This is a genomic window from Mariniflexile sp. AS56 (genome assembly GCF_030552475.1).
Lineage (GTDB): Bacteria > Bacteroidota > Bacteroidia > Flavobacteriales > Flavobacteriaceae > Mariniflexile.
Window position 1 is genome coordinate 210,975 of sequence record NZ_JAUPED010000004.1, and the last position, 25,384, is coordinate 236,358.

At 35.4% G+C, this 25,384-nt stretch carries 28 protein-coding genes and 1 tRNA gene; 18 read left to right on the forward strand and 11 right to left on the reverse strand.

Translation table 11 applies throughout. The features are described 5' to 3' along the window. Positions 1 to 10 precede the first annotated feature (10 nt). Positions 11 to 679 (forward strand): hypothetical protein, encoded by a 669-nt coding sequence (locus tag Q5N74_RS06680; protein ID WP_304387963.1) that lies wholly within the window; start codon positions 11 to 13, stop codon positions 677 to 679. 125 nt (positions 680 to 804) lie between these two features. Here the strand turns inward: Q5N74_RS06680 and Q5N74_RS06685 are convergent, their stop codons facing one another. Together Q5N74_RS06685 and Q5N74_RS06690 are read right to left on the reverse strand one after the other, a co-directional pair. Continuing rightward, entirely contained in the window at positions 805 to 1,224 is a 420-nt protein-coding gene (locus Q5N74_RS06685) for a (4Fe-4S)-binding protein (protein WP_304387964.1), read from the reverse strand. 68 nt (positions 1,225 to 1,292) lie between these two features. After that, positions 1,293 to 2,684 (reverse strand): HAMP domain-containing sensor histidine kinase, encoded by a 1,392-nt coding sequence (locus Q5N74_RS06690; RefSeq protein WP_304387965.1) that lies wholly within the window; start codon positions 2,682 to 2,684, stop codon positions 1,293 to 1,295. A 144-nt stretch (positions 2,685 to 2,828) separates the two neighbouring features. On the opposite strand from Q5N74_RS06690, the gene kynU reads away from it, so the two are divergent. From kynU to Q5N74_RS06735, 9 genes are all read left to right on the forward strand, one after another. After that, entirely contained in the window at positions 2,829 to 4,100 is a 1,272-nt protein-coding gene (kynU, locus tag Q5N74_RS06695) for a kynureninase (protein ID WP_304387966.1), read from the forward strand. Further along, positions 4,093 to 5,490: an NAD(P)/FAD-dependent oxidoreductase gene (locus Q5N74_RS06700; protein WP_304387967.1), complete on the forward strand. Its 1,398-nt coding sequence runs from the start codon at positions 4,093 to 4,095 to the stop codon at positions 5,488 to 5,490. Before kynU ends, Q5N74_RS06700 begins: the two co-directional genes overlap by 8 nt. Positions 5,491 to 5,544: 54 nt before the next feature. Then, positions 5,545 to 5,946 (forward strand): RidA family protein, encoded by a 402-nt coding sequence (locus Q5N74_RS06705; RefSeq protein WP_304387968.1) that lies wholly within the window; start codon positions 5,545 to 5,547, stop codon positions 5,944 to 5,946. Continuing rightward, positions 5,946 to 7,388 (forward strand): aldehyde dehydrogenase, encoded by a 1,443-nt coding sequence (locus tag Q5N74_RS06710; protein ID WP_304387970.1) that lies wholly within the window; start codon positions 5,946 to 5,948, stop codon positions 7,386 to 7,388. The genes Q5N74_RS06705 and Q5N74_RS06710 overlap by 1 nt, the downstream gene beginning before the upstream one ends. Positions 7,389 to 7,443: 55 nt before the next feature. Further along, positions 7,444 to 7,827: a hypothetical protein gene (locus tag Q5N74_RS06715; RefSeq protein ID WP_304387971.1), complete on the forward strand. Its 384-nt coding sequence runs from the start codon at positions 7,444 to 7,446 to the stop codon at positions 7,825 to 7,827. Between the two features lie 15 nt (positions 7,828 to 7,842). Then, positions 7,843 to 8,625, forward strand: a complete 783-nt coding sequence (locus Q5N74_RS06720) for an SDR family oxidoreductase (RefSeq protein ID WP_304387972.1) — start codon at positions 7,843 to 7,845, stop codon at positions 8,623 to 8,625. A 138-nt stretch (positions 8,626 to 8,763) separates the two neighbouring features. Continuing rightward, entirely contained in the window at positions 8,764 to 9,288 is a 525-nt protein-coding gene (locus Q5N74_RS06725) for a 3-hydroxyanthranilate 3,4-dioxygenase (RefSeq protein ID WP_304387973.1), read from the forward strand. Positions 9,289 to 9,297: 9 nt separating this feature from the next. Then, positions 9,298 to 10,380, forward strand: coding sequence for an amidohydrolase family protein (locus Q5N74_RS06730; RefSeq protein WP_304387974.1), 1,083 nt, complete (start codon positions 9,298 to 9,300; stop codon positions 10,378 to 10,380). Further along, entirely contained in the window at positions 10,380 to 11,021 is a 642-nt protein-coding gene (locus Q5N74_RS06735) for an O-methyltransferase (protein WP_304387975.1), read from the forward strand. The genes Q5N74_RS06730 and Q5N74_RS06735 overlap by 1 nt, the downstream gene beginning before the upstream one ends. Before the next feature lie 148 nt (positions 11,022 to 11,169). Here the strand turns inward: Q5N74_RS06735 and Q5N74_RS06740 are convergent, their stop codons facing one another. From Q5N74_RS06740 to Q5N74_RS06755, 4 genes are all read right to left on the reverse strand, one after another. Beyond that, positions 11,170 to 11,457, reverse strand: a complete 288-nt coding sequence (locus tag Q5N74_RS06740; RefSeq protein WP_304387976.1) for a twin-arginine translocase TatA/TatE family subunit — start codon at positions 11,455 to 11,457, stop codon at positions 11,170 to 11,172. Positions 11,458 to 11,553: 96 nt separating this feature from the next. Then, complete coding sequence (locus Q5N74_RS06745; protein WP_304387977.1) at positions 11,554 to 13,860, reverse strand: M1 family metallopeptidase; 2,307 nt, start codon at positions 13,858 to 13,860, stop codon at positions 11,554 to 11,556. Positions 13,861 to 13,967: 107 nt separating this feature from the next. After that, on the reverse strand, positions 13,968 to 14,462 hold the full coding sequence (locus Q5N74_RS06750; RefSeq protein WP_304387978.1) for a DUF6702 family protein: 495 nt from the start codon (positions 14,460 to 14,462) through the stop codon (positions 13,968 to 13,970). Positions 14,463 to 14,536: 74 nt separating this feature from the next. Further along, entirely contained in the window at positions 14,537 to 15,343 is an 807-nt protein-coding gene (locus Q5N74_RS06755; RefSeq protein WP_304387979.1) for a hypothetical protein, read from the reverse strand. A gap of 114 nt (positions 15,344 to 15,457) precedes the next feature. Between Q5N74_RS06755 and pepE the strand changes: the two genes are divergently transcribed. After that, complete coding sequence (gene pepE, locus Q5N74_RS06760; RefSeq protein WP_304387980.1) at positions 15,458 to 16,165, forward strand: dipeptidase PepE; 708 nt, start codon at positions 15,458 to 15,460, stop codon at positions 16,163 to 16,165. Positions 16,166 to 16,198: 33 nt separating this feature from the next. Here pepE and Q5N74_RS06765 read toward each other — a convergent pair. Beyond that, positions 16,199 to 16,271: transfer RNA gene (locus Q5N74_RS06765), tRNA-Gly, on the reverse strand. Positions 16,272 to 16,319: 48 nt separating this feature from the next. Continuing rightward, positions 16,320 to 16,745 carry a GNAT family N-acetyltransferase gene (locus Q5N74_RS06770; protein ID WP_304387981.1) on the reverse strand — a complete coding sequence of 142 codons (426 nt, stop codon included), beginning with the start codon at positions 16,743 to 16,745 and terminating at the stop codon, positions 16,320 to 16,322. A 97-nt stretch (positions 16,746 to 16,842) separates the two neighbouring features. Between Q5N74_RS06770 and Q5N74_RS06775 the strand changes: the two genes are divergently transcribed. Further along, complete coding sequence (locus tag Q5N74_RS06775) at positions 16,843 to 17,298, forward strand: GNAT family N-acetyltransferase (protein ID WP_304387982.1); 456 nt, start codon at positions 16,843 to 16,845, stop codon at positions 17,296 to 17,298. 68 nt (positions 17,299 to 17,366) lie between these two features. Here Q5N74_RS06775 and Q5N74_RS06780 read toward each other — a convergent pair whose 3' ends face one another. After that, a complete protein-coding gene (locus Q5N74_RS06780) occupies positions 17,367 to 17,756 on the reverse strand; it encodes an ankyrin repeat domain-containing protein (RefSeq protein WP_304387983.1) in 390 nt (129 codons plus the stop codon). A gap of 249 nt (positions 17,757 to 18,005) precedes the next feature. Between Q5N74_RS06780 and gpmI the strand changes: the two genes are divergently transcribed. From gpmI to Q5N74_RS06805, 5 genes are all read left to right on the forward strand, one after another. Further along, a complete protein-coding gene (gene gpmI / locus Q5N74_RS06785; protein ID WP_304387984.1) occupies positions 18,006 to 19,523 on the forward strand; it encodes a 2,3-bisphosphoglycerate-independent phosphoglycerate mutase in 1,518 nt (505 codons plus the stop codon). A gap of 58 nt (positions 19,524 to 19,581) precedes the next feature. Next, positions 19,582 to 19,986 carry a BT0820 family HAD-type phosphatase gene (locus Q5N74_RS06790; protein ID WP_304387985.1) on the forward strand — a complete coding sequence of 135 codons (405 nt, stop codon included), beginning with the start codon at positions 19,582 to 19,584 and terminating at the stop codon, positions 19,984 to 19,986. Positions 19,987 to 20,058: 72 nt separating this feature from the next. Next, positions 20,059 to 20,877, forward strand: a complete 819-nt coding sequence (map, locus tag Q5N74_RS06795) for a type I methionyl aminopeptidase (protein WP_304387986.1) — start codon at positions 20,059 to 20,061, stop codon at positions 20,875 to 20,877. Between the two features lie 4 nt (positions 20,878 to 20,881). Further along, on the forward strand, positions 20,882 to 21,664 hold the full coding sequence (locus tag Q5N74_RS06800) for a DUF3050 domain-containing protein (protein WP_304387987.1): 783 nt from the start codon (positions 20,882 to 20,884) through the stop codon (positions 21,662 to 21,664). A gap of 6 nt (positions 21,665 to 21,670) precedes the next feature. After that, the gene (locus Q5N74_RS06805) at positions 21,671 to 22,435 is read left to right on the forward strand and encodes a class I SAM-dependent methyltransferase (protein WP_304387988.1); all 765 of its coding nucleotides are present in this window, start codon (positions 21,671 to 21,673) and stop codon (positions 22,433 to 22,435) included. Between the two features lies 1 nt (position 22,436). Here Q5N74_RS06805 and Q5N74_RS06810 read toward each other — a convergent pair whose 3' ends face one another. After that, the gene (locus tag Q5N74_RS06810) at positions 22,437 to 23,411 is read right to left on the reverse strand and encodes an FAD:protein FMN transferase (protein WP_304387989.1); all 975 of its coding nucleotides are present in this window, start codon (positions 23,409 to 23,411) and stop codon (positions 22,437 to 22,439) included. Between the two features lie 10 nt (positions 23,412 to 23,421). Further along, entirely contained in the window at positions 23,422 to 23,799 is a 378-nt protein-coding gene (locus Q5N74_RS06815; protein WP_304387990.1) for a Na(+)-translocating NADH-quinone reductase subunit F, read from the reverse strand. A 116-nt stretch (positions 23,800 to 23,915) separates the two neighbouring features. Here Q5N74_RS06815 and Q5N74_RS06820 point away from each other — a divergent pair, with 116 nt between their 5' ends. Further along, a complete protein-coding gene (locus Q5N74_RS06820) occupies positions 23,916 to 25,355 on the forward strand; it encodes a DASS family sodium-coupled anion symporter (RefSeq protein ID WP_304387991.1) in 1,440 nt (479 codons plus the stop codon). The last annotated feature ends 29 nt before the right edge of the window (positions 25,356 to 25,384 follow it).

Sequence of the window (25,384 nt, forward strand, 5' to 3'; positions counted from 1 at the left end):
AATATCAATCATGAAGAAATTACTTATTTTACTTATTCTTTTGGCCATCAGCTATTCTTGTAAACAAAAAAAAGAAACTAAAGCCGCAGACATAGAGCTTTCTATAGCCCAAAAAATCGCTAATGCCAATGGCTTTGACAAGTGGAAAAACGTAACAAAACTAAATTTCACTTTTAATGTAGATAAAGACACGACTCATTTTGAGCGTTCTTGGTCTTGGAAACCTAAAACAGGCGATGTTACATTAATTACAGGTAAAGACACGGTTTCTTATAATAGAAAATCTGTTGATAGCTTATCTGAAAAAGCAGATAGAGGGTTCATTAATGATAAATTCTGGCTACTTGCACCCTATCAATTAGTTTGGGATTCTGGTACTAGTATTTCTGAACCTGTTATTGCGGAAGCCCCGATAAGCAAGACACAATTAAACAAAATAACACTAACATATTCCAATGAAGGAGGTTACACCCCTGGAGATGCTTACGATTTTTATTTTGGAGATGACTATATAGTTAAAGAATGGGTTTTTAGAAAAGGAAACGCTGCAAAACCATCGATGATGACTTCTTGGGAAAATTATCAAGATTTTAAAGGCCTAAAAATAGCTTTAGAACATAAAAAACCTGAAGAGAACTGGAATCTAAACTTTACCCACGTTCAAGTTGAAATGAATTAAATTTTACAGACTAAAAGATCCAAAAGACGGTTTGAGACGTATATATAATAAAGACTGAATATTCCGCGTTATGCGTCTCTATATATTCGAAAGAGCTTCACTTATTAAGTTGAAGCTCTTTTTTTTTATCCAACAAATTGTTCTTTGGTATGCGACCCGTCGCAAAAAGGCTTATTATTTGAAGTACCGCACCTGCAAAATGCCGTTGTTTTATTCTTAATTTCTTTGCTGCCATCTTTATGGGTTACCTGCAAGGTTCCATAAACCAACAAAGGGCCGTTTTCCAATACTTCAACCTTGGTTTCTAAAACCTCAGCGCTTTTATCCTTTTCATTATTCATATAAAAACTTAAAGCACCAGATGGGCATGCCCTCACTTGTTTTACTAAAGCTTCGGTTTTAGCTGCATCCATTTTTATCCAAGGACGCTCTTTTGGCTGAAATACTTCGGGCAATCCTTTAGCACAAATAGCAGAATGAATGCATTTTTCAGCTTCCCAAACAATAGTAGTTTCTACGTTTGAATATTCTTTTATTTTACTCATAATAACCGTTTTATTAAATATACGAAATATTTAATAGCATCTCTAAACTTTTAAAATCTAGACAAATTCTAATGCTGGTTAATATTAGTATCAATAACAAACCAGAATGTAGAACCAACACCTTCTTTACTTTCCAATCTTAATTCACCTCCTAAAATCTCAGTATACGCCTTTGCAATGGCTAAACCTATTCCTGAACCATGCAATGCTTTTTTGTTTTCAAGATCAACTTGATAAAAGGGATCAAAAATAGTTTTGAAATATGCTTCAGAAATACCAATTCCTGTATCTTCTACATAAAACTCCAAAGTGTTCGGGGTAGGACTTATCGATTTAAGTGAAACACGCCCACCTTCATCTGTATACTTAATAGCATTCTTTATTAAATGTTTTAACAGCGAACTTAACTTAGCTTGATCTGAATTTACAATACAACTATTCGGATTAATAAAATCATCATTTCTAAAAGTCAACCCTTTTTCAATAGCTAAAGGCAACAAGTCTTTATAAACCTCGTTTACAGTTTCACATATATTAAAAGTGGTTGCATTCAAAGTCACTAATCCGGCTTCAATTTTTGATATTTCCAGAATATCTGAAACCACATCTAATAATACTTCCCCATTAGACTCTATAACATTTACATATTCTAAATAATCTTTATCGTCTTTATTATAGGCTTTTAAAAATTCTGCACAACCTAAAATACCATACATAGGCGTTCGTATTTCGTGGCTCATATTTGCCAAAAAAGCAGTCTTCAATCTATCTGATGATTCTACCTTTTCTTTTTCCTTTAAAATATTTCGATGTTCTTCAAAAAGCTCTAATTGTAGTTTGTTTTGCTTTAATAAAGCACTATGCAAAAGTTCAATTAAAAAAGATACGGCAAAAACAATAAGCAAATTAAAAAGAATGTTATTCATTAAAATAACAATGAGAACTTCAATGGCATACGCATTAAAACAAGGCAAGGTTAAGGCAACAAAATCAAAATAAACACAAATAACTAAAAGCGCATAAAATAGGGCATTTATAAAAACCGCATTTAACCCTTTATCTCTCCCGCTATATAAGGTGATCATTATGTTTAACATAAACAGTAAAGTGACTCCATTACCACCAAACCCCAGATAAACAAACAAAGAAAAAGACAATAAAAATAGATTGGTGGAAAATATTACTTTCCTCATACCCAAACTCATCCCTTTATAAAAACTAAGAAACAACAATATTAAAACCGCAAAAGTATCTATATACAGAACAAACAACTCACCTGTATAAATAGCCAATACCGCACTAGGAATATAGGACACCACACCTATAACACTCGTTAGCAATAATATAGACACAAAGAGTTTATCTCGAAAATAAGTCAAACCTTCTTGCTTATTTCGTTTAGAAAAACCAATGTAATCCATATACCAATCTTGGTAACGTTTCCAAAAACTCGTTAACATTAAATACTTTTTTAGTTATATTTTAACCCTACATTAAAACTACAAAATTTTACTACAAAAAAAGCGATTCGTACATTATTCTTTACATAATATTCATATAAGATAAATAGCTTATTTTTGTTGTAAACCGAAAATCAACTCACTTTGCCGAACTATAAACTAGGTCTCGATTTCGCTTTAGAACAAGATCAAAAAGACGTATTGTCTACATACAGAAATCAATTTCATATACCAAAGCACAGCGACGGTAGTGATTGTATTTACATGACGGGTAATTCACTTGGGCTACAACCAAAACAAACAAAAGCCTATGTAAACCAAGAATTAGAAGACTGGGCAAATTTGGGTGTTGAAGGTCATTTTAAAGCAAAAAACCCATGGTTATACTACCATGAACCTTTAGGCAAAGATATGGCAAAAGTTGTAGGAGCACAACCTTCGGAGGTGGTTGTTATGAATACCTTAACTGCCAACCTTCATTTTATGATGGTGTCTTTCTACAAACCTTCCAAAAAACGCTATAAAATTTTAATTGAAGCGGATGCGTTTCCATCGGATAAATATGCCGTAGAATCACAATTACGCCACCATGGCTTTGATGATAAAGAAGGATTAATTCTTTGGAAAGCCCGTAAAGGCGAAGAACTAGCTCATTACGATGATTTAGAGGCCATTTTAGAAACTCAAGGGAATGATATCGCTCTAGTACTAATTGGCGCCGTTAACTATTACACAGGCCAGTATTTCGATTTAAAATACATCACACAACTCGGGCATAAACACGGGTGCATGGTCGGTTTTGATTGTGCACATGCTACTGGCAATGTTGCATTAAATCTACACGATTCAGGAGCCGATTTTGCCGCGTGGTGTACTTATAAATATTTAAATTCCGGACCAGGAAGTATCGCTGGCTGTTTTGTGCACGAACGACATGCCAACAATAAAAACCTCAACCGGTTTACAGGCTGGTGGAGCCATAACAAAGAAACGCGCTTTAAAATGCGTGATGACTTCGATCAATTACCCGGTGCCGAAGGTTGGCAACTTAGCAACCCTCCTATTTTAGCTATGGCTGCCATTAAAGCATCCTTAGCTATTTTTAATGAAGTTGGCTTTGAAAAACTAACTGATAAATCTAAAAAACTTACTGGCTATTTTGAGTTTCTATTAAAACAATTGGAAAACGATTCTATTCGAATTATCACACCTAATAACCCTAATGAACGTGGTTGCCAACTATCCATAGCCGTGAAAAACGCAAACAAATCATTGCACAATAAGCTAACCGAAGCGGGTATTATTTCCGATTGGCGCGAACCCAATGTGATTCGTTGTGCACCTGTTCCATTATATAATTCCTTTCAAGATATTTATTATTTAGTAGAACGATTGAAAACTATTTTAAATGAATAACCAACAAAACATACTCATTATTGGTGCCGGACTTTGTGGTTCACTCCTAGCCTTGCGCTTGGGACAACGCGGCTATAATGTATCCGTTTACGAAAAACGTCCTGACCTACGCCAAGTGAATTTAGACTCTGGGCGCTCTATTAATCTGGCATTTTCAAACCGAGGAAATAAGGCCATGAAATTAGTTGGTATTGAAGATAAAGTAAAAGCTTTATGTATTCCCATGAATGGCAGAATGCTTCACGATACAGAAGGCCATACTATTTTCGCCCCTTATAGCGGTCGCGAAGAGGAATACATCAACTCCATTTCGCGCGATCAACTAAACGCTCTATTATTAGATGAAGCTGAAAATCACCAAAACGTCAACATCTATTTCAATAAAAAATGCAAATCCGTCGATTTCGAAAAAACAACTGCCTTATTTCAAGACTACGAAAGTGAAAATGAGTTTATAGAAGATGCCGATGTTATTATCGCCACCGATGGTGCTGGTTCGGTGATGCGAAAAAGTTACTATTTAGGCAAAAAATTCTTGTTTAGTTTTTCACAAGATTATTTAACCCATGGTTATAAAGAATTATGTATTCTGCCTGACGATAACGGCGATTATAAAACCTATAAAAACGCCTTACACATATGGGGTCGTGAAGCTTTCATGCTTATTGCACTCCCAAATTTAGACGGCAGTTTTACGGTAACACTCTTTTTAAGTTTTAACGATGGCGCATACAACTTCAGCAACCTCACCTCGAAAGAACGTATCTTAGAATTCTTCAGTACTTATTTTAAAGACGCTTTAGAATTGATGCCAAATTTAGTTGATGACTTCCTAAAAAACCCAACATCACCCCTTGGTACTGTGAAATGTTCCCCTTGGCATTATAAAGGCAACACCTTATTAATGGGAGATGCAGCGCATGCTATTGTTCCGTTTTACGGTCAAGGCATGAATGCTTCTTTTGAAGATGTTGTAGAATTCGACAAGGTTTTAGATACCCATAATAACGACTGGGAAGCCATTTTCAAAACCTACGGAGCCGCACGAAAAAAAGACACCGATGCCATTGCAGATTTAGCCATCGATAACTTTCACGAAATGAAAGGCCATGTAAATCATGCCGTTTTTAGAGAAAAGCGTAACTTGGAAATGGCTTTAGAAAAGCAGTTTCCAAATGAGTACGCATCCAAATATTCATTAGTAACTTTCAACGAAAACATAGGATATCGACAAGCCATGTTACGTGGTCGTGCTCAAGACAAAGCCATTTTAAATATGCTAACCGATCATGAATTGGACGTAAATGGCGATTTAGAAATCTGTTTAGAAAAAATAAAAAAAGCCACCGAAGCCATTCTAGAAGACGATAGAATTGCTGGTTTATCCTAATATAATTTGGGCATTACCCCGAAAAAACGAAGAACAGGCTAAAAAAGGAACACTATGAGTAAAAATGTAACACCACGAGGTGCATACCCACACACAAAACGAGCAGGCGATTTTATTTTTGTTTCTGGCACCAGCTCACGCCGACCAGACAACACCATTGCAGGCGTAGATGTTATTGACGACATGGGAACCAAACACCTTAACATAGAAACCCAAACCCGCGAAGTGTTGCTAAACATTCAAAAAAAACTAGCGAATGAAGGAGCCACTCTAAACGATGTGGTAGATGTAACCACCTTTTTAGTAAACATGAACGATTTTGCAGGCTATAATAAAGTCTATGCCGATTTTTTCAATAAAGAAACAGGCCCAACGCGAACCACCGTAGCGGTTCACCAATTGCCGCATCCCGATTTGGTTGTTGAAATTAAGGTTATGGCTTATAAAAAAATATAATGCATACCATCCAAAACTACATAAACGGTCAATTTGAAAACCCTTCCAATAACGAATGGTTAGACAACTATTGTCCTGCCAATGGTGAGATTTACGGGCAAATACCCAACTCATCAAAAGACGATGTAGAAAGGGCGTATCAGGCAGCAGAATTGGCATTTCCTAGTTGGTCTAAAACGACTTTAGATGAACGTAGCAGAATTCTAATTAAAATATCCGAATTACTAGAAGCCAACATACAACAATTCGCAGAAGCCGAAAGTAAAGACAATGGTAAACCCGTTAGTTTAGCCAAAGCGATTGATATACCTAGAGCGGCGAGTAACTTCCGCTTTTTTGGTAACGCCATCACACAATTTGCCAGCGAAAGCCATGAAAGTGTTGGTCAAGACGCCATTAATTACACACTACGCCAACCTATAGGCATCGTAGGCTGTATTTCACCATGGAATTTACCACTTTATTTATTCACCTGGAAAATTGCGCCAGCTATTGCCGCAGGTAACTGCGTTGTTGCCAAACCCAGCGAAATCACCCCCATAACCGCCTTTCTTTTAGGAAACATATGTAATGAAGCAGGCTTACCTAAAGGAGTTTTAAACATAGTGCATGGTTTGGGAAAAATAACAGGTCAAGCCATTGTAGAACACCCTTACATCAAAGCTATTTCCTTTACTGGAGGCACAAAAACGGGCGCGCATATTGCCAAAATTGCGGCTCCCATGTTTAAAAAGTTATCTTTAGAACTTGGCGGAAAAAACCCAAATATCATTTTTGCCGATTGCGATTATAAGGGCATGTTAGAAACAACGGTTCGCGCATCGTTTTCAAACCAAGGACAAATTTGTTTGTGCGGAAGTCGCATTTTTGTAGAAGCATCTATTTACAAAAAATTTAAAACAGATTTTATAGCTAAAGTAAACCAACTCAAAGTAGGACACCCGTCAAGTGAAGCAACACAACTAGGAGCTTTGGTATCAAAACAACATTTAGAAAAAGTTTTAAACTATATTGATATCGCTAAAAAAGAAAACGGTAACATTTTGTGTGGCGGCAACCAAGTAATTATTAAAGATTACGAAGGTGGTTATTATTTAGAACCAACAGTTATAGAAATAAGTACGAACGATTGCAAAATAAACCAAGAAGAAGTCTTTGGTCCCGTGGTAACCATCATGCCTTTTAACACAGAAAACGAGGTTTTACACATGGCGAATGCTGTTAGATATGGTTTATCGGCTACTCTTTGGACTTCTAACTTAAAACGCACCATGCGCTTAACTAACCAACTACAAGCTGGTATTATTTGGGTAAACACGTGGATGCTCCGCGATTTGCGCACACCTTTTGGAGGCATTAAAGCATCTGGTGTAGGTAGAGAAGGCGGTTTTGAAGCCTTACGTTTTTTCACCGAGGCTAAGAACGTTTGTATAAAATATTAAAAAAAGAATAAAAACATACCTAAGTAACAAAACCCCAATTTATATTAAGACACCTATGAAGTTATTTGCTACTTATTCTAATTGCAAACATGAAATAAATTTCAGTTCTAATTATAATACAAGAGTTGAATTAGCAATGTATGACGGTGAAATAAAAACTTTAAACTGTAAAAACTGCAACCTTAACAGTAATTTTAAAGTAAATGAATTATACGCAAAAGAATCTAAAACGGCTTTAATTATCGCTAGCCTAATACTAATTATAGGAACTCCGATTTTAATATATTACATACCAATGTTTCTCCTTAGACATGGTGGACTATATTCAACCTTAGCAATAGCTAGCTTTTTCCTAATTCCTGTAATCGTATACTCTAATATTTTAAAGGAAGAAAGAATAAGAGTAAACACCTTTAATCGAGACTGGCTAAAAGACTAATAAAAAATAAAAAAAATGAATTTAAACCTAAACAACAAAAACGCATTAGTTTGTGGAAGCACACAAGGTATTGGAAAAGCAACCGCAATCGCTTTGGCGCATGAAGGGGTAAACGTTACGCTCGTTGCCAGAAATAGAGATAAATTAAAACAAGTTTTAGCTGAACTACCAAATAGCGAAAACCACAGTTACATTGTTGCCGATTTTTCTAACCCCAGAGAATTACAAGAACAAATTATTAAACACATTGACAAAAATAAAGGGTTTCATATTTTAGTAAATAATACGGGAGGTCCTAGAAGTGGCGACATTCTATCGGCTAGTTTAGACGAATTCGATAATGCGTTTACCATGCATTTAAAGTGCAACCACGTTTTGGCCCAGGCTACCATTCCGTTTATGAAAAAAGAAGGTTTTGGACGCATTATTAACGTAATTTCAACATCGGTTAAAGAGCCTATTCCTGGTCTTGGAGTAAGCAACACCATTAGAGGTGCCGTTGGAAACTGGAGTAAAACTTTATCCATTGAAGTGGGTGCTTTTGGTATCACCGTGAATAACGTATTACCGGGCTTTACAGACACCGAACGATTAGCTGAAATTGTTAAAATTAAAGCAACTCATGAAGGCACTACAATTGAAGCCATGACAGAAATAATGAAAAACTACTGTCCAGCAAAACGATTTGCACAACCTGAAGAAACAGCCAACGTTATTACATTTTTGGCTAGCGATTGCGCTAGTTATATTAACGGCATTAACCTTCCTGTTGATGGTGGGCGTACAAAAAGTCTGTAACCCAATCCTTAACGTTACAAACACAAAGAAATCAACTGAATTGTATTATATTTATACATATCAAATTATATAATCAAAAAAACTCAAACACCCCATTTTGAGTTTCTCCTTCACCGGAGATTAATAGGGGCATACATTATGAGTAAACTAGTTTCACCTTTAAATTTTAAAGCTTGGATAGAGGAAAACCGCCATTTATTAAAACCCCCTGTTGGTAACAAAGTGGTTTGGCAAGATGGTGAATTTATTGTGATGGTTGTTGGTGGACCTAACAATAGAAAAGATTATCATTATAATGAAACACCCGAATTTTTCTATCAAGTTGAAGGAGACATGGTGTTAAAAATAATAGACAAGGGCATTCCAAAAGATATCCACATCAAAGAAGGTGATATTTACTTATTGCCAGCAAAAGTACCACACTCACCACAACGCGTTGCCAATACCGTTGGGTTAGTTATTGAATACCCTCGTTCTAAAAAAATGAAGGATGCTTTAGAATGGTACTGCGAAAAATGCAACAATTTACTTTACAGAAAGAAATTCAAATTAGACAATATTGAAACTGATATGCCTAAAATATTTGACAAGTTTTATAGTAATGAAGAAAAGCGTACTTGCACCAAATGCACCTTCGTAATGGAGCCACCAAAAAAAGCTTAAACCCAATTTATGACACGCAAACTTCGTATTAATGGTCACTCGCATTTACTCCCATATCCAGAAGAAATTCCAGATTTCATGCGTGAAAAAGGTATTTTTTGGGTAGATAAAGATCGTAAATTCATGCTTCAAAAAGATTGGAGTCGCCCTGTAACCGATTCAAGTTTCTTTCTAGATGAAAAACTGGAATGGATGGAGCGCTACAAGATAGACCATGCCGTGGTTTTAAACCTCTCGCAACTTTATGGTAACGGACTGCGAGTGGAAGAAATGAAACAAGCGTTGCATTTTCAAAATGATTTTAATGCACGCATCCAAAAGGAGAACCCAAGTAAATTTACCTGTGGTTTTGTAGTGCATCCAGGTTTTGTTCGCGGTGCCTGTTGGGAAATAGAGCGTTGTGTAGAAAGCCACGGTATGCAACTACTTTGCTTACCAACGCATTATATGGATACCATTGGCACGTGGCGTTGTATTTTTGATGAAGAAAACGAGCCTATTTTTGAATTGGCAAACAAATATAATTTAGCGGTTGAAATTCACCCTTACGATGGTGAGAAGTTTATAAAACTTGAAAATACATCGTGGCGATTCCATCTTATTTGGATGCTTGCCCAATGCGCCGATGCCTATCATTTTTTAACATTGAATGGGTACCAAGAAAAATACCCGAATATGCGTACCTGTTTCGCACATGGCGGCCAATTGGCTCAAATAAATTTAGGAAGACGTATTCAAGGTTTTGATGGTAGACCCGATTTATTTGAAGGCAAACACCACCCTAGAAAAGCGGTAGGGCACAAAAACATTTTCTTTGACACGCTGGTTCACGATACTGGAGGTTTACAATTACTAATTAAAAATCAAGGGTTTAAACAGGTTTTAATGGGCTTAGACGACCCTTACCCGTTAGGTGAAATGGAAAGCGAGAAACAATCGTCATATCCCGGAAAAATACTAGATTTGGCCATGGAACAAAACATTGTAACAGAAGCGCAGCGCGATGCCATTTGGCAAGACAACGTGATACAATGGCTTTGTGGTGATGATGAACTGGCCAAACAAAAGTTAATTAATAGAATTTTATCTTAATGCATTTTTTACCCGAATTACTTGATGAGTATGTCGTTGCACATTCTGAAATGGAACCCGATTTGCTGCAGCAATTGACACGTGAAACGTACCAAAAAATTTTACAACCCATAATGCTTAGTGGCCCATACCAAGGGCGCGTTTTAAGCATGATTTCTAAACTTAAAAACCCTAAAATGGTTTTAGAACTAGGTACTTTTACGGGTTATGCTTCTTTATGTTTAGCAGAAGGTTTGCAAAAAGATGGCGAATTACACACCATTGATGTAAATGAAGAACTGTTTGACTTTCAACGTAAATATTTCGATAAATCGGAATACGGACACCAAATTCATCAACATTTAGGGAATGCCATTGATATGATCCCGAAGCTCGATAAAACCTTCGATTTGATTTTTATTGATGCTGATAAGCCTAACTACGTTAATTACTTTCATTTAATTATAGAGAAATTAAACCCAGGCGGCATTATCTTATCAGACAATGTACTTTGGCATGGAAAAGTGGTAGAACCTCTAGATCCCAAAGATGCTTCAACAAAAGCGGTTTTAGATTATAATACCCTTTTAAAAGAAGACCCCAGAATTGAGACCGTTTTATTACCTATTAGAGATGGGTTGACTATTAGTAGAAAATTGTAGCCTAAAGACACTTGCTTTATGGTATTGCTTATACTTAGCTAATGCGCTGCGTTAGGGATTGCAGTGGAAAGCCCACAGCGAGGCACGAGCGAGGACTTGTAACGTAAAGCCCGACCCTTGTGGTAACGCCCTAACAAAAATAGATTTCCTATAGCTTTCTCTTAACGGAGCCTGTGAAGTCGCCTAAATCGTCTTTTACACTATCCAACTGCTTTTTAACATCGGACACAATACTGGTGTCGATGCCATTTTTATCGGCACTTTTGGTTATTTCGTGCTTAATATCGTTGGTAGCATCTTTAAGGGTACGCATGCCTTTGCCTAAATTACGCGCAATTTCCGGTACTTTATCTGCACCAAAAACCATGATGACAATAAATAACACGAAGGCTATTTCTGCACCACTAATAAATAAAAATGTAGGTTGTAGTATCACGATGCAAATATAGTAAGTTGTTTGATTACTTTTAAAAATTGCGACGTTAAAAAAAATAAAAAAGCCAACTTAATTAGTTGGCTTTTTTAAAATTACTTATCCTTTAGCTTGTTCCTTAAAGCTATCAAATTCTGATTTAACCTCTTTTTGTGGCCAAGAATTATTAGAAGTGTCTATATCGGCAGTTTCTAAGTTCGGGTCAATTTCAATGCTTACAATCTCTTTTTCTGAAGCAATGGCTTTAGAAACTTCGTTATCATTTAAGCGCCATATTTCGGCAGGATAGGTTTCCATTTTAGAAGTTCCATCTGCATAGCTGTATTTAACAATTAGGGGCATTACAAGGCCTCCTGGCTTATTAAATGTAATGTTATAGAAATACTTAGGTGATTTAATGTTTTGACGTTCAGCTTCTGTGAAATTATCCATTAAATACTCCTTAAGTGATTTAGAGTTATCTAAAAGCGAGCCCGTTTTCATTTTTTCTTTAAAATCTCCGCTGTCTTCTGCAACCATATAAACCAATGGCATTAAATCTCTCTCTTTTCTATTATTCTTCTCTAAATAATCTTTTATGTACTGGTTCGGTTCTGAAGATACATAGTATTTTTTAACTTCTTTCACACCCATATCTACCCAGTCGGTAGTATAGAACCAACCTCTCCAAAACCAATCTAGATCGAATGCCGAGGCATCTTCCATGGTTCTAAAAAAGTCTTCTGGTGTTGGGTGCTTAAACATCCAACGGTGTGAATATTCTTTAAAGGCATAATCGAACAACTCACGCCCCATAACGGTCTCTCTAAGAATATTTAGTGCCGTTGCTGGTTTACCGTAAGCATTATTTCCAAACTGATATACATTAAGACCTTTACTCATAATAGGCGCAATAAAATCTTGATTGCCTCCCATATATGGTACAATCATACGCGCAGGACCACGATCTGAAGGGAATGTTTTATCATCTGGTGATAAAGCTGAAGGATATTTTTCTCCAAATTCTTGTTCTGCTACATATTGTAAAAAGGTGTTTAAACCTTCGTCCATCCAAGTCCATTGACGCTCGTCACTATTTACAATCATAGGGAAAAAGTTATGCCCTACTTCATGAATAATAACACCCATCATACCATACTTAACACGGTCGCTATAGGTACCATCTTCGGCAGGACGCCCATAGTTCCAACAAATCATAGGGTATTCCATACCTTGATTTTTAGCGTGTACCGAGATCGCTTTGTGGTAAGGATAATCGAAAGTCATTTTAGAATACGACTCTAAAGTACTGGCAACAGCTCTAGTAGACCATTCTTCCCAAAGCGGGTTTCCTTCTTTTGGATACATAGAAACTGCCATGATATCTCTACCACCTACTTTAACAGCCATCATGTCCCAAATAAATTTTCTTGAAGTTGCAAAAGCAAAATCACGCACGTTTTCAGCTTTTAGCTTCCACGTTTTTGTTTTATCAGAAAAACTTTTTTCTGCTGCTTCGGCTTCCGCCTGTGTTACAATAACAACAGGGTTTGTATATGATTTTTTTGCTTGTTCGTAACGATCCATCATCGTTTTAGAAAACACATCTTTTCTATTGGTCAACTCCCCTGTTCCATCTAAAATATGGTCTGCAGGTACTGTAATACTTACTTCATAATTACCAAATGGAAGCGCAAACTCGTCACGACCCCAAAATTGTGAATTTTGCCAGCCTTCCACATCATTATAAACAGCCATTCTAGGAAAAAACTGCGCTATGACATAGGCTCTGTTATTATCTTTTTCGAAAAATTCGTAACCAGAACGTGCTCTATCTTTAATATGGTCGTTAACATTGTACCACCATTTAATTGAAAAGGACACTTTTTCGCCCGCTTTCAATATTTTTGGTAATTCAACACGCATCATCGTTCTATGTATGGTATGCTTAAGTGCATTCCCACTTGCATCCTTTACTTCTTGAATATTGAAACCTCCATCAAACGGATCGCTTAAATACTCTTTAACAAACGCATCTGGACGCTGTACTTGCGGGATGCTACTTTCTTCTATTAAAGGACTTTGAGAATCTTTAGCGCGTCTATTTTGATCTAATTGCACCCATAAATATTTTAAATCGTCTGGGGAATTATTAGAATAAGTAATAGTTTCAAAACCAGAAAGTTTAGTGTTTTTATCATCTAAAACAATATCCATTTTATAATCTGCTTGCTGCTGGTAATAAGCAGAACCTGGAGCTCCAGAAGCAGCACGATACATATTAGGTGTTGAAAACTCGTTGTACAACTGCCTAAATTTATTGGTATTGGTATGGCCTGGTTTACGATCTTGTTTTTCTTGGTCTTGAGAAAACAGCGATGTCGATATAAAACATATTGACAAAAAATAATACTTGAATTTTATCATTATAAATATTTATGCGTTAAAAAAATAACAGCTTTTTGCAATTATAATTATTTTATTGTTACAAAAAACATAAAAACATAAAGAATAATAAAATAATTAACGTTTTTTTAAAAGAACTTTAACACTGTACTATTATTTTCAGGTATGAGGATTACACTTTTTTGTTGAGAATTAATTTTTGTTTTAATAATGTTCTGTTGTTCACCAAACAAATCGAAAAGTACTTGGTTGCTAATTTCGAATGATTCAATTTTTTTTACACCTTCAATTTCTAGATAGCATTTAACAAGATCGACATCATATTCCTTACCTATAAAGTTCAGGTTAACCTCTTTATTATTTATTTTTATTTTTATTTTTTCCTTTAAGTAGCGCTCCACATACATATCGACGCTGCTTAGTTCCTTTTTGCCCGCTAAGGTGATATTATCATCGTAACGTTCGCGTAATAATTTTTCAAAATCGTCAATAAAAATTCTGGAGGTTATTTGAACCGATTGTTTCTCTTGCAAATAATCTATTTGAGTCACACTTATATAATACTTATGGATGGCAGTAAATGCCAAAAGAGGTAATACGCAGAGTATTAGTAGCCGTTTCATATAAGGTATTTAAGTATTTGTTTGCTAAAGTAATTATTTTAGAATGGTTGTTTCAAAAAGTATTCCAAAAAAATTTAAGGCTCAATGGGTTTCAAATTTTCCAGGTACTGTTTGTATTTATGCCTTAAGAAAATTAGGATTTTAAAATCGGTTTCATTTTTACAATACTTTATAAAATTTTCATCATCTGCACAGAAATAGAAGAAATCCATTTGCAAATCATCGTCCATTGGGTTTGAAGTAAAAAAATCTTTAGCTAACCGGCCTTTTATACTTTGCATTAAGGTTTCAGATTCTTCCAGTTCAACGCGGGCTCTTAGCATTTTTGTACGTCCCGAAATGGCATTTATAATAGCCGTTGCCGACACTGAACCACCTACACCCCCCAACGAACCGCCAGCTTTTGGGCTAAAACTTGAGGCTTCACTCAAGCGACGTTCACTTTGTGTTGCCGGTTTTCCTGTAAACCCAGGAATGCCAACATCGTAAAAATTAATAGGCGCATCCCCTTTAATATTCCTGATATCTGAAAGCAAATTACCGGTAAGAACCCTACCTATTAACACTTCATCTAATTCATTAATTTGCTCATCCAAAGTAACCCGGATGGCTTTAAACAGCATCATATTTTTATCTACAACCACCAGTTTTGGTTGGTGCTGTATGGACGAAAAACTTAGCGTATCATTTAAACTTACCCAAATTTTAAATTCACCTTTAGTATTGGTAATCGTAAAAACCTGTGCTGTTTTGTTAATAACATGAATGTTTTCCGCATCTACTTTGCTATTTACTTTTCCCGAAATCTCTATGCTTTGTGAAAACATCGATTGGCAAAAGAAAATTAAGAAGACACTTATACTCCCTTTAAAAATTGACATATTTTTGGTTTGGCGCCATAAAGAACGTCTACAAACTCTTAAATAAAATGAAAAACGGATTTAAACTTTTGTTAAAACATCCAATTGATTAATTTCACACCATAAACTAAAGGAATGAAAAATTTAATTATTGCCAGCACATCAACCATTCATGGAAGTGGCTATTTAGAGTATATTTTAGATGAATTAACTGTTTTTTTTAAAAATGCCTCTAGCATTTTGTTTATTCCTTATGCTCGCCCCGGCGGAATTTCCCATGAAGACTACACCAAAAAGGCCGTTGATGCTTTTGCGAAAATTAACAAAACCGTAAAAGGTATTCACGAATTCGAAAACCCTAAAGAAGCCATTAAGAATGCGGAAGCTATTTTTGTTGGCGGCGGTAACACCTTTGTGCTCACCAATCAATTATATAGAAATAACCTTATTGAAACACTACAAACTACTATAAAAAACGGCACGCCTTATTTAGGCACTAGTGCTGGAAGTAATATTTGCGGCCTCACCATTAAAACTACGAACGATATGCCCATCGTATATCCATCAAGTTTCAATGCTCTCGCGCTTGTTCCTTTCAATATCAATCCACATTATTTAGATCCTGATACTGGTAGTACACATATGGGAGAAACCAGGGAAACTAGAATTAAAGAGTTTCATTACTACAATACGCCACCGGTTATTGGTTTGCGTGAAGGCAGCTGGTTACAAGTAAAAGGCGATTCTATTATTCTTAAAGGAACTTTGGATGCTCGTATTTTTGAATATAAGAAAGCGCCTTACGAAGTAAAAACGAACACCGAACTAAACCATTTAAAATAAAAAAAAGCTTCATATTTCTATGAAGCTTTTTAGAGCGAGAGACCGGGTTCGAACCGGCGACATTCAGCTTGGAAGGCTGACGCTCTACCAACTGAGCTACTCTCGCATTTCTGGCGCAAATATATAAAAACAGATTCTAAGTTTGCAACAAAAATCACAGCTTTTTTAAAAAATGATAGCCTAAAATTTTAAAGTCTTCATTGTAGTAAAATTTATGCGATGCGAAGTTGCTCACATAGGTATTCAATTCGACTGATTCACAATCTTTTAGCTTTACATAATTATAAATCCATCTAAAAAATTCTTTTCCCAAACCTTTTCCTCTATAAGCATCATCTATATAAACATGGTCTACTTCTACACTTTTTCCTGAATAATGTCGCGTACAAAACCACAAACCACACACGCCAATTAAGGTTTTATCGTCATAAATAACCGCACATTCATAATTTTGAGTTGCCATTTCCTTAAAACGTGCTTCTAAAACATCTGCAGGCACTTTATAATCATTTAATTTTTCAACCAAAGGGACAACAGTCAACAACGCATCCTTTTCAATAATTTTGAATTTAAAAGACATTACTTTTTTTTCCGTGAAGATAAATAAATTAGAAATGTTCAATACACCGAAAAATAATTTTGTTTAAGTTTGAATAGATCCTTCAATAAAAATAATTTTGAATTACACCATAAAACATATAGCTGCTACCGATACATATATAGTAAGACACCCCGTTTTACGTACTGGAAAACCAATAGAATCTTGTGTTTTCGATGGAGATGATCTAACTACTACTTATCATTTAGGAATTTATCACGAAACCAAACTAGTCGGAATTTGTTCTTTTTTTAAAAACAACAACCAGTTAATAAGTGAATTGGCTCAATACCAACTTAGAGGTATGGCAATTCTAAACGACTACCAAGGCCTTGGTTTAGGCAAACTGCTTTTAAACCACGGAGAAACCTTTCTTAAAGAAAAACATATTAAAACTATATGGTGTAATGCTCGCGAACACGCTACGCATTTTTACAAAAAAATAGGGTATCAAACTACAGGTAAACCGTTTATGATAAAAGACGTTGGCATTCATTTTATGATGCATAAAAATTTACATAAGCTTCATTTATAGACATAAAAAAAACCCTGAATATCAGGGTTTTTAAGAGTGACTAACTCAAAATAATTATACAGAACAAATTATTTTTTCGATAATGCTTGCTCAATAATAGCATGAGCATCGATAGCCCCGTGCAATTTTGCATAGTCGGCTGCCGTCATTTTTTTATCCGATTTCGTTTTCAAATTAGCTCCTTTAGCTATTAAAAGTTCTAAAATTTCAGTTCTGTTATACTTTGCAGCGTACATTACTGGCGTCATACCGTTAGATCTTTGATTGACATCTTCACCTAATGATAATAGTTTTTTTACGGTTTCAATATCGCCCTTGGCAATTGAAACACAAAATGAATTGACTTTGAATACTTTTACTACGTTAGAATTTTCAACGTTAAAACGAGCTGTTTTTGCATGAATTGTTCCTAAAGAGGCACATAATGCGATTGCAGAAAAAATGATTGTTTTTTTCATGATGAAAGATTTTGATTTTGATTAATGATTCGTTTTTTGATATACTAAAGAGACGACAAAACCTCAAATTTGTTACACATAAAATGGTTAATAACAGATTTTTAACATTTAATTCATATATATTTAACGGATTCACTATTTATTAGATTTCTTTTAAAAATCGATACTTACAGCGGTTTTTCGGCTAGTTTCCAACCTTATTTTGTCAAACTTCAGTATCTTTGAAATCTGTTAAAAATGTTAAAAAAAATGAATAAAAAAGTCATCTTAATGATACTTGATGGGTGGGGAAATTCTCCAGACCCGAAGGTTTCCGCTATCGATCATGCAAATACTCCTTTTATAGATTCTTTATATAAAAAATACCCTTTTGCCACTTTAAGAACCGATGGGTTACATGTAGGTTTACCAGAAGGACAAATGGGAAACAGTGAAGTTGGCCACATGAATTTGGGAGCTGGTAGAATTGTATATCAAGATTTAGTGAAAGTAAATTTAGCTGTTGAAAACAAAACTTTAAATACTGAGAAGGTTTTAGTTGATGCCTTCAGTTATGCTAAAACCAACAATAAAGATGTTCACTTTTTAGGTTTATTAAGTGATGGTGGCGTACACTCACACATCAATCATTTATTCGGTTTAATTGATGCTGCCAACGATTTCGGACTTAAAAACACTTACGTACATGCCTTTACGGATGGTCGTGATGTAGACCCAAAATCTGGTTTCGGTTTTTTAACCGCTTTAGAAAATCATATAGAGAACACAAACACCAAATTAGCAACAGTAACCGGTCGTTACTATGCTATGGATAGAGATAAACGTTGGGAACGCGTTAAATTGGCTTATGATGGTTTAGTAAATAGTGTGGGAGAGAAATCGACTAACGTTACTAAAACGGTTCAGAACAATTACGAAAACGACATTACCGATGAGTTTATCAAGCCTATAATCATGGCTGACAACGCTGGAAATCCAGTTGCTAAAATTAAAGATGGCGATGTTATTGTCTTTTTTAACTTTAGAACAGACCGTGGTCGTGAATTAACCGAAGCTTTATCGCAAACCGATTTTCATGAGCAAAACATGCATAAATTAAACTTGCACTATGTAACGCTTACAAACTATGACGATACGTACAAAAACGTAAACGTTATTTTTAATAAAGATAATTTAACTGAAACCTTAGGTGAAGTTTTAGAAAAATACAACAAAAAACAAATCAGAATAGCAGAAACTGAAAAATACCCACACGTTACTTTCTTTTTCTCTGGTGGTCGTGAAGAGCCTTTTAATGGTGAATCTCGTATTCTACGCAACTCACCAAAAGTAGCAACTTACGATCTACAACCAGAAATGAGTGCTTACGAATTACGTGATGCCCTGATTCCGGAATTACAAAAAGGCGAAGTAGACTTTGTATGTTTAAACTTTGCTAATGGTGATATGGTTGGGCATACTGGTGTGATGGAAGCAGCCATTAAAGCTTGTGAAGTTGTAGATGAATGTGTTAAGAACGTAATTACGTCTGCACTTGAAAACAACTACACTACGATACTTATTGCAGACCACGGTAATTGTGAAACCATGATTAACCCAGACGGCTCACCAAACACAGCACATACCACCAACCCTGTGCCTGTTATTTTAATTGATAACGACTTAAAATCTATTAACGATGGTGTTTTAGGCGACGTGGCTCCTACCATTTTAAAACTAATTGGAGTAGAACAACCTAAAGCCATGACGAGACATCCATTAGTTTAAGATGTTCAACATATAAATAAATGTATATTTCACATAAACCCAAGTCTTAAATTTTTAAATGAAATTTACAGAAAACTTAATTATTGCAGTCGATTTTGATGGTACTATTGTTGAAGACGCCTATCCTCAGATAGGAAAACCAATGATATTTGCCTTTGAAACATTGAAAAAACTTCAAGAAGAAGGGCATCGTCTTATTTTATGGACTTACAGAAGTGGCGTAAAATTAGACGAAGCCGTTCGTTTTTGCGAAGCAAACGGCGTGCATTTTTACGCAGTAAATAAAAGTTTTGCTGAAGAAGTTTATAGCGACGACATGAGCCGAAAAATTCATGCCGACTTTTTTATAGACGACCGTAATATTGGTGGCTTTTTAGGTTGGGGTGAAATTTATCAAATGCTTACCAATACCAAACCACCACAAATAGAAAAAAAGAAAGGCTTTTTTGATTTCTTTAAATAAATTCAAAAAACCAGTTCACACAAAAAAAGCTAATACTTACATTTTAAGTATCTTTGCCATTATTTTATAAGTATGATTGTAGTAAAAACAAGAGAAGAAATAGAATTAATGCGCGAAAGTGCTTTAATCGTATCCAAAACTTTAGGAGAAGTTGCTAAAGCCATTAAACCTGGCGTTACCACTTTAGAGCTCGATAAAATTGCAGAAACCTGTATTAGAGACCACGGAGCCATTCCTGGTTTTTTAGGATTGTATGATTTTCCAAACACCCTGTGTATGAGTCCGAACACCCAAGTGGTGCACGGTATTCCAAATAACACGCCTTTGGTAGAAGGTGATATTATTTCAATAGATTGTGGCGCTTTAAAAAACGGTTTTTATGGTGATCACGCCTATACCTTTGCTGTTGGAGCCATTGCTCCTGAAACAGAAAAATTACTTCAAATTACCAAAGAATCGTTATACGTTGGTATTCGCGAGTTTAAAGCGAATAATCGTGTGGGTGATGTTGGTTATGCCATCCAAAAACACTGTGAAGATCAGGGCTATGGTGTTGTTAGAGAATTGGTAGGTCATGGATTAGGCGCAAAAATGCACGAAGATCCTGAAATGCCAAATTACGGTAAACGCGGACGCGGGAAAAAATTTGTAGAAGGTATGGTCGTTGCCATTGAACCCATGATCAATATGGGAACACACCGCATTATACAACATAATGATGGCTGGACTATTACAACTTTAGATAATAAACCATCTGCCCATTTTGAGCATGATGTTGCAATTGTTGATGGAAAACCAGAGCTACTTTCAACCTTCGCCTATATTTACGAAGCACTTGGAATAACCTCAAACGAAGAAGACGAATTCAGACAAAAAGCATTCGTTTTATAGCCTCATGAAACAAATCACTTTTATTGAAAAGGAGCTTGAGACTTTAAGAACTCAACTTAATAATCATAAATTATACAGTGCCTTAAATTCTATAAACGATATTAAAATCTTTATGGAGCAGCATGTTTTTGCTGTTTGGGATTTTATGTCGCTCTTAAAAGCACTACAAAATCATTTAACCACCACCACCCTACCATGGGTACCGGTTGCAAATCCTTCAACAGCACGTTTTATTAATGAAATTGTGTTGGGTGAAGAAAGTGATGTGAATGAATTGGGTGAACCCAATAGCCATTTCGACATGTATTTAGATGCTATGCAACAAATACACGCGAACACGAATCAAATAGAAGCATTTATCAGTTTAATCAAAAAAGGAACCTCTATACGTGATGCTGCTTTAAAAGTTCATTTAAATTCTGAAACATCTCGATTTATTCAGTTTACCTTTAATGTAATAGCAACGAATAAACCACATCTTATTGCATCGGCATTTACTTTTGGACGCGAAGATGTTATTCCTGACATGTTTTTTCAAATTATAAATCAGTCAAAAACACAAGACCAGTCATACAGCAAACTAACCTATTATTTAAAAAGGCATATTGAATTGGATGGCGATGAACATGGCCCACTTTCATTAAAAATGATGGAAGAGTTATGTGGTGATGACGCTACAAAATGGGAAGAAACATTACAAGTCGCGAAAGAATCTTTATTGCATCGTATTGCGCTTTGGGATGGTATTGCGAACTTAATTAGTACACCAATAGAAACTGAAGCCTAATCACTTTTGAAAAAACTTTTTAAAATAATATTGAACATCATTCCTAGACCCTTACTTATAAGGTTTAGCTATGTTATTCGCCCTGTTTTAGCTTTCATTCTAAAAGGAAACAAATTCACAGACCCTATTGATGGGCGAAGTTTTAAAAGTTTTTTACCTTACGGCTATGGCAAACAACGCAACAACGTATTATCACCTTCCACTTTAAGTTTAGAACGTCACCGCTTGCTTTGGCTTTACTTAAAAAATGAAACAAACTTTTTTTCAGCTGAAAAAAAAGTGCTTCATTTTGCACCAGAACAATGTTTTTTAAAACGTTTTAGAACACTAAAAAACTTAGATTACACAACCACCGATTTACTATCGCCTATTGCAGATGTTAAAGCAGATATTTGCAACCTGCCGTTTAAAGATAATAGCTATGATGTGATACTTTGCAATCATGTATTAGAACACATTCCAGACGATACTAAAGCGATGCAAGAATTATACCGAGTGATGAGCGTTGGAGGCATGGGTGTTTTTCAAATTCCACAAGATTTAACTAGAGCGAAAACCTTTGAAGACAATTCGATAACCGACAAAAAAGAACGCGCAAAAATATTTGGACAGTACGATCATGTACGTGTTTATGGTCGTGATTATTTTGACAAACTAAGAAGCATTGGTTTTAAAGTGGAAGAAGTTGATTATACCACAAATCTTTCAGACGCCGATATCACAAAATACTGTTTAGCCAAAGGGGAACTTATTCCCATGGTCTATAAATAATCTACAACTCTGGAAACCCGTTTAAAGACACGGTTTCCAATTCCTTTTTATCATTTTCAAAAATAAGAAACGCCTTAAGTTCCGGGTGCGTTATTAAAAAATATTTCACCTTCTCCATACCCATGGCTTTAAAGGCGGTCGCATAGGCATCGGCAATCATGCAATCTTTGGCAATAACCGATATGCTTAACAAATTAGTTTTGCTTGGGTAACCCGTTTTTGTATCTATAATATGTGCGTAACGGTTACCATTGGCATCTACTTTAAACTTTCTATACGTACCTGAAGTAGCCATGGCTTCATCTTTAACTTCAATCGCTTTTAAAATAGATTGTTCGCCATCAAAATGAGGCATTTCAATTCCAATTTTCCAAGAGGACTGCTTTTCACTATTCTGTCCTTTAGCACGTATCTCCCCTCCTATTTCTACTAAATAGTTCTTTATGTTTTTACTATCTAAGAACATAGCAATAACATCAACACCATAGCCTTTGGCAATGGCATTAAAATCGATAAAAGTTTGCTCTGGTTTGGTGATTTTATCACCTTGTAACTTGATTTTATTTAAACCAACCGACACCATTAAACTATCAATTTTCAAACTATCTAGGTTGACAATTTTACCTTCCGGACCAAAATCCCATGCATTTACAACAGCACCAATAGTGGGGTCGAAAATACCGTTTGTTTGTTCATATACTGCTTTTGAAGCTTCAAAAACTTTTATAAAATGGGCATCCACTATACCTTCTTCGCTTCGATTCAGTTTAGAAATATCAGAATTCATCTGATAGGTAGACATCGATTTATTTATCACATAAAACAAACTATCTATTTCAGCTTGATAATTAGTTTCAGAATTATAAATGATGGAATAGCTAGTCCCAAAAACAGGCCCTGAAAGTCTGGTATTTATAGGATCCTGTTTACACGAAAACATTAGTAAAAACAGAACTACATTGTATATTATTTTCATGTGAAGGCCGCTAATTCAAATTAGTTTCTAAAACTTGTATCCCATTATACTCTAGCAAGTAATCTTGATTTAAATAAATAGGCTCTTTTTCGCCTGCAATATTACCTATACCAACCCCCGCATACAGCACCTTGGCATCTTTATCTCTGGCATGTTTTTTAAAGGCTTCCATCCAAACCACATCATAATTATTCGGGTTGTCGGGCAAAATAACAGCGCGTACAATTACGAAATAATATTGCTTGTTTTTATCCATACAAACAAATTGCGGATGCTTTTTTAGCTTGCTATTAATTGCTATAAATTCAAAACCACGTTCCTCCAAGTCTTTTCCAACGTGATTCATGGCTAAATTATGTAATTCTTGCTCTGAAAGTGCTTTACTCATAGTACAAAAATATATTAAAATTTTACCTATGCCAAAATTAAAAAATGTTTAACTTTAAATTCACTAACTAACCCTAGCAACTACACGGTGATTCATAGTATTAACCGAGCACTTTCATGAAAAATCATTCATATTCAAAAAAAATAGGTCTGTTCTTAGGTCCTATTCTATTCACCATTGTTCAATTTTTACCTTTCGATATTATATCACCCAATGCAGACACCGTTATTGCAACAGCCTTATGGATGGTTTGTTGGTGGATTACGGAAACGGTTTCCATTTCGGTTACTGCCTTATTACCTTTATTGCTATTTCCGCTTTTCAAAATAATGCCTATTGAAGCTGTTGGCGCCAATTATGGCAGTCCTATAGTATTTCTATTCTTTGGTGGCTTTGTCTTGGCTTTAGCACTCGAAAAAGTGAACCTTCATAAACGAATCGCTCTAAACATTATAAAAAAAACAGGTACTACACCCAACAAAGTGGTTCTCGGGTTCATGATTGCCACCGGCTTTATGAGCATGTGGATTAGTAATACTGCTTGCACTGTTTTCATGCTTCCTATAGCGATGTCTGTTATAAATTTACTTATTGATGATGCCGATGGTTATACAAAAAGCGACCAAAATTTCGCTATTAGTGTGATGTTAGGTATTGCATTTTCTGCGAATGCTGGGGGTATTGCAACGGTAATTGGCACGCCACCAAACTCTATATTAATTGGCTTACTAGAGAATGAATACAACATCGAAATTTCGTTTTTCAAATGGATGCTTATAGGTTTGCCGTTTTCAATAGTATTAATAACCATTATTTACTTTATTTTGGTGAAAGGCTTTTTTCCTAATAAAGGATTAAAATTTAATGCTTCAAAAGAAGTGATTGATTTAGAACTTACCAAATTAGGTCGTATTTCACCTAAAGAAAAACAAGTTTTAAGCGTTTTTAGTGTGGTAGTATTTCTTTGGATTTTTCGAAGCTTGATCAACTCCTTAATTCCAAATTTAGACTTATCAGATACCATGATTAGTATTTTTGGAGCTTTGGCCTTATTTGTAATTCCTTTTAATTTAAAAGAAGGAGATTTCATTTTACAATGGAGTGATACTCAAAAATTAGCTTGGGGCATTTTAATTCTGTTTGGTGGTGGTTTAGCGTTGGCAAATGGTATGAATACAAGTGGTATTGTAGACATTATTGCTGCTGAAATTTCAAGTAGTAACATTAGCGTACTATTAACTGCAGCCCTTTTAATCACTTTGATGCTTTTCATGACCGAACTGATGAGTAATGTGGCTTTAACCGCTGTTTTAGCACCTGTAGTTGCAGGAATAGCCATAGGGTTAGATATTCCGATACTTCATCTTTTAATACCCGTTACCATCGCTAGTAGTTGTGCTTTTATGCTTCCTATGGCAACACCGCCAAATGCCATTGTATTTGCAAGTGGTTATATTAAAGTGGGACAAATGGCTCGAGTTGGTATTTTTATCAATCTAATTTCGGCAGGCTTATTAATCCTTATGTTTCAATTTGTTATCGGATTGGTTTTCTAATTTTCATAGGAAAAGTGCTGTGTTTTTAT

Bases quoted from the DNA above. Each gene is read 5' to 3' on its own strand.
- Q5N74_RS06725 (WP_304387973.1), top strand. From the start codon at position 8,764: ATGAGTAAACTAGTTTCACCTTTAAATTTTAAAGCTTGGATAGAGGAA.
- Q5N74_RS06690 (WP_304387965.1), bottom strand. From the start codon at position 2,684: ATGTTAACGAGTTTTTGGAAACGTTACCAAGATTGGTATATGGATTAC.
- Q5N74_RS06815 (WP_304387990.1), bottom strand. From the start codon at position 23,799: ATGAGTAAAGCACTTTCAGAGCAAGAATTACATAATTTAGCCATGAAT.
- Q5N74_RS06680 (WP_304387963.1), top strand. From the start codon at position 11: ATGAAGAAATTACTTATTTTACTTATTCTTTTGGCCATCAGCTATTCT.
- gpmI (WP_304387984.1), top strand. From the start codon at position 18,006: ATGAATAAAAAAGTCATCTTAATGATACTTGATGGGTGGGGAAATTCT.
- Q5N74_RS06715 (WP_304387971.1), top strand. From the start codon at position 7,444: ATGAAGTTATTTGCTACTTATTCTAATTGCAAACATGAAATAAATTTC.
- Q5N74_RS06735 (WP_304387975.1), top strand. From the start codon at position 10,380: ATGCATTTTTTACCCGAATTACTTGATGAGTATGTCGTTGCACATTCT.
- pepE (WP_304387980.1), top strand. From the start codon at position 15,458: ATGAAAAATTTAATTATTGCCAGCACATCAACCATTCATGGAAGTGGC.
- Q5N74_RS06810 (WP_304387989.1), bottom strand. From the start codon at position 23,411: ATGAAAATAATATACAATGTAGTTCTGTTTTTACTAATGTTTTCGTGT.
- Q5N74_RS06780 (WP_304387983.1), bottom strand. From the start codon at position 17,756: ATGAAAAAAACAATCATTTTTTCTGCAATCGCATTATGTGCCTCTTTA.
- Q5N74_RS06820 (WP_304387991.1), top strand. From the start codon at position 23,916: ATGAAAAATCATTCATATTCAAAAAAAATAGGTCTGTTCTTAGGTCCT.
- Q5N74_RS06800 (WP_304387987.1), top strand. From the start codon at position 20,882: ATGAAACAAATCACTTTTATTGAAAAGGAGCTTGAGACTTTAAGAACT.
- Q5N74_RS06770 (WP_304387981.1), bottom strand. From the start codon at position 16,745: ATGTCTTTTAAATTCAAAATTATTGAAAAGGATGCGTTGTTGACTGTT.
- Q5N74_RS06710 (WP_304387970.1), top strand. From the start codon at position 5,946: ATGCATACCATCCAAAACTACATAAACGGTCAATTTGAAAACCCTTCC.
- Q5N74_RS06685 (WP_304387964.1), bottom strand. From the start codon at position 1,224: ATGAGTAAAATAAAAGAATATTCAAACGTAGAAACTACTATTGTTTGG.
- Q5N74_RS06700 (WP_304387967.1), top strand. From the start codon at position 4,093: ATGAATAACCAACAAAACATACTCATTATTGGTGCCGGACTTTGTGGT.
- Q5N74_RS06705 (WP_304387968.1), top strand. From the start codon at position 5,545: ATGAGTAAAAATGTAACACCACGAGGTGCATACCCACACACAAAACGA.
- Q5N74_RS06745 (WP_304387977.1), bottom strand. From the start codon at position 13,860: ATGATAAAATTCAAGTATTATTTTTTGTCAATATGTTTTATATCGACA.
- Q5N74_RS06750 (WP_304387978.1), bottom strand. From the start codon at position 14,462: ATGAAACGGCTACTAATACTCTGCGTATTACCTCTTTTGGCATTTACT.
- Q5N74_RS06720 (WP_304387972.1), top strand. From the start codon at position 7,843: ATGAATTTAAACCTAAACAACAAAAACGCATTAGTTTGTGGAAGCACA.
- Q5N74_RS06790 (WP_304387985.1), top strand. From the start codon at position 19,582: ATGAAATTTACAGAAAACTTAATTATTGCAGTCGATTTTGATGGTACT.
- Q5N74_RS06730 (WP_304387974.1), top strand. From the start codon at position 9,298: ATGACACGCAAACTTCGTATTAATGGTCACTCGCATTTACTCCCATAT.
- map (WP_304387986.1), top strand. From the start codon at position 20,059: ATGATTGTAGTAAAAACAAGAGAAGAAATAGAATTAATGCGCGAAAGT.
- Q5N74_RS06755 (WP_304387979.1), bottom strand. From the start codon at position 15,343: ATGTCAATTTTTAAAGGGAGTATAAGTGTCTTCTTAATTTTCTTTTGC.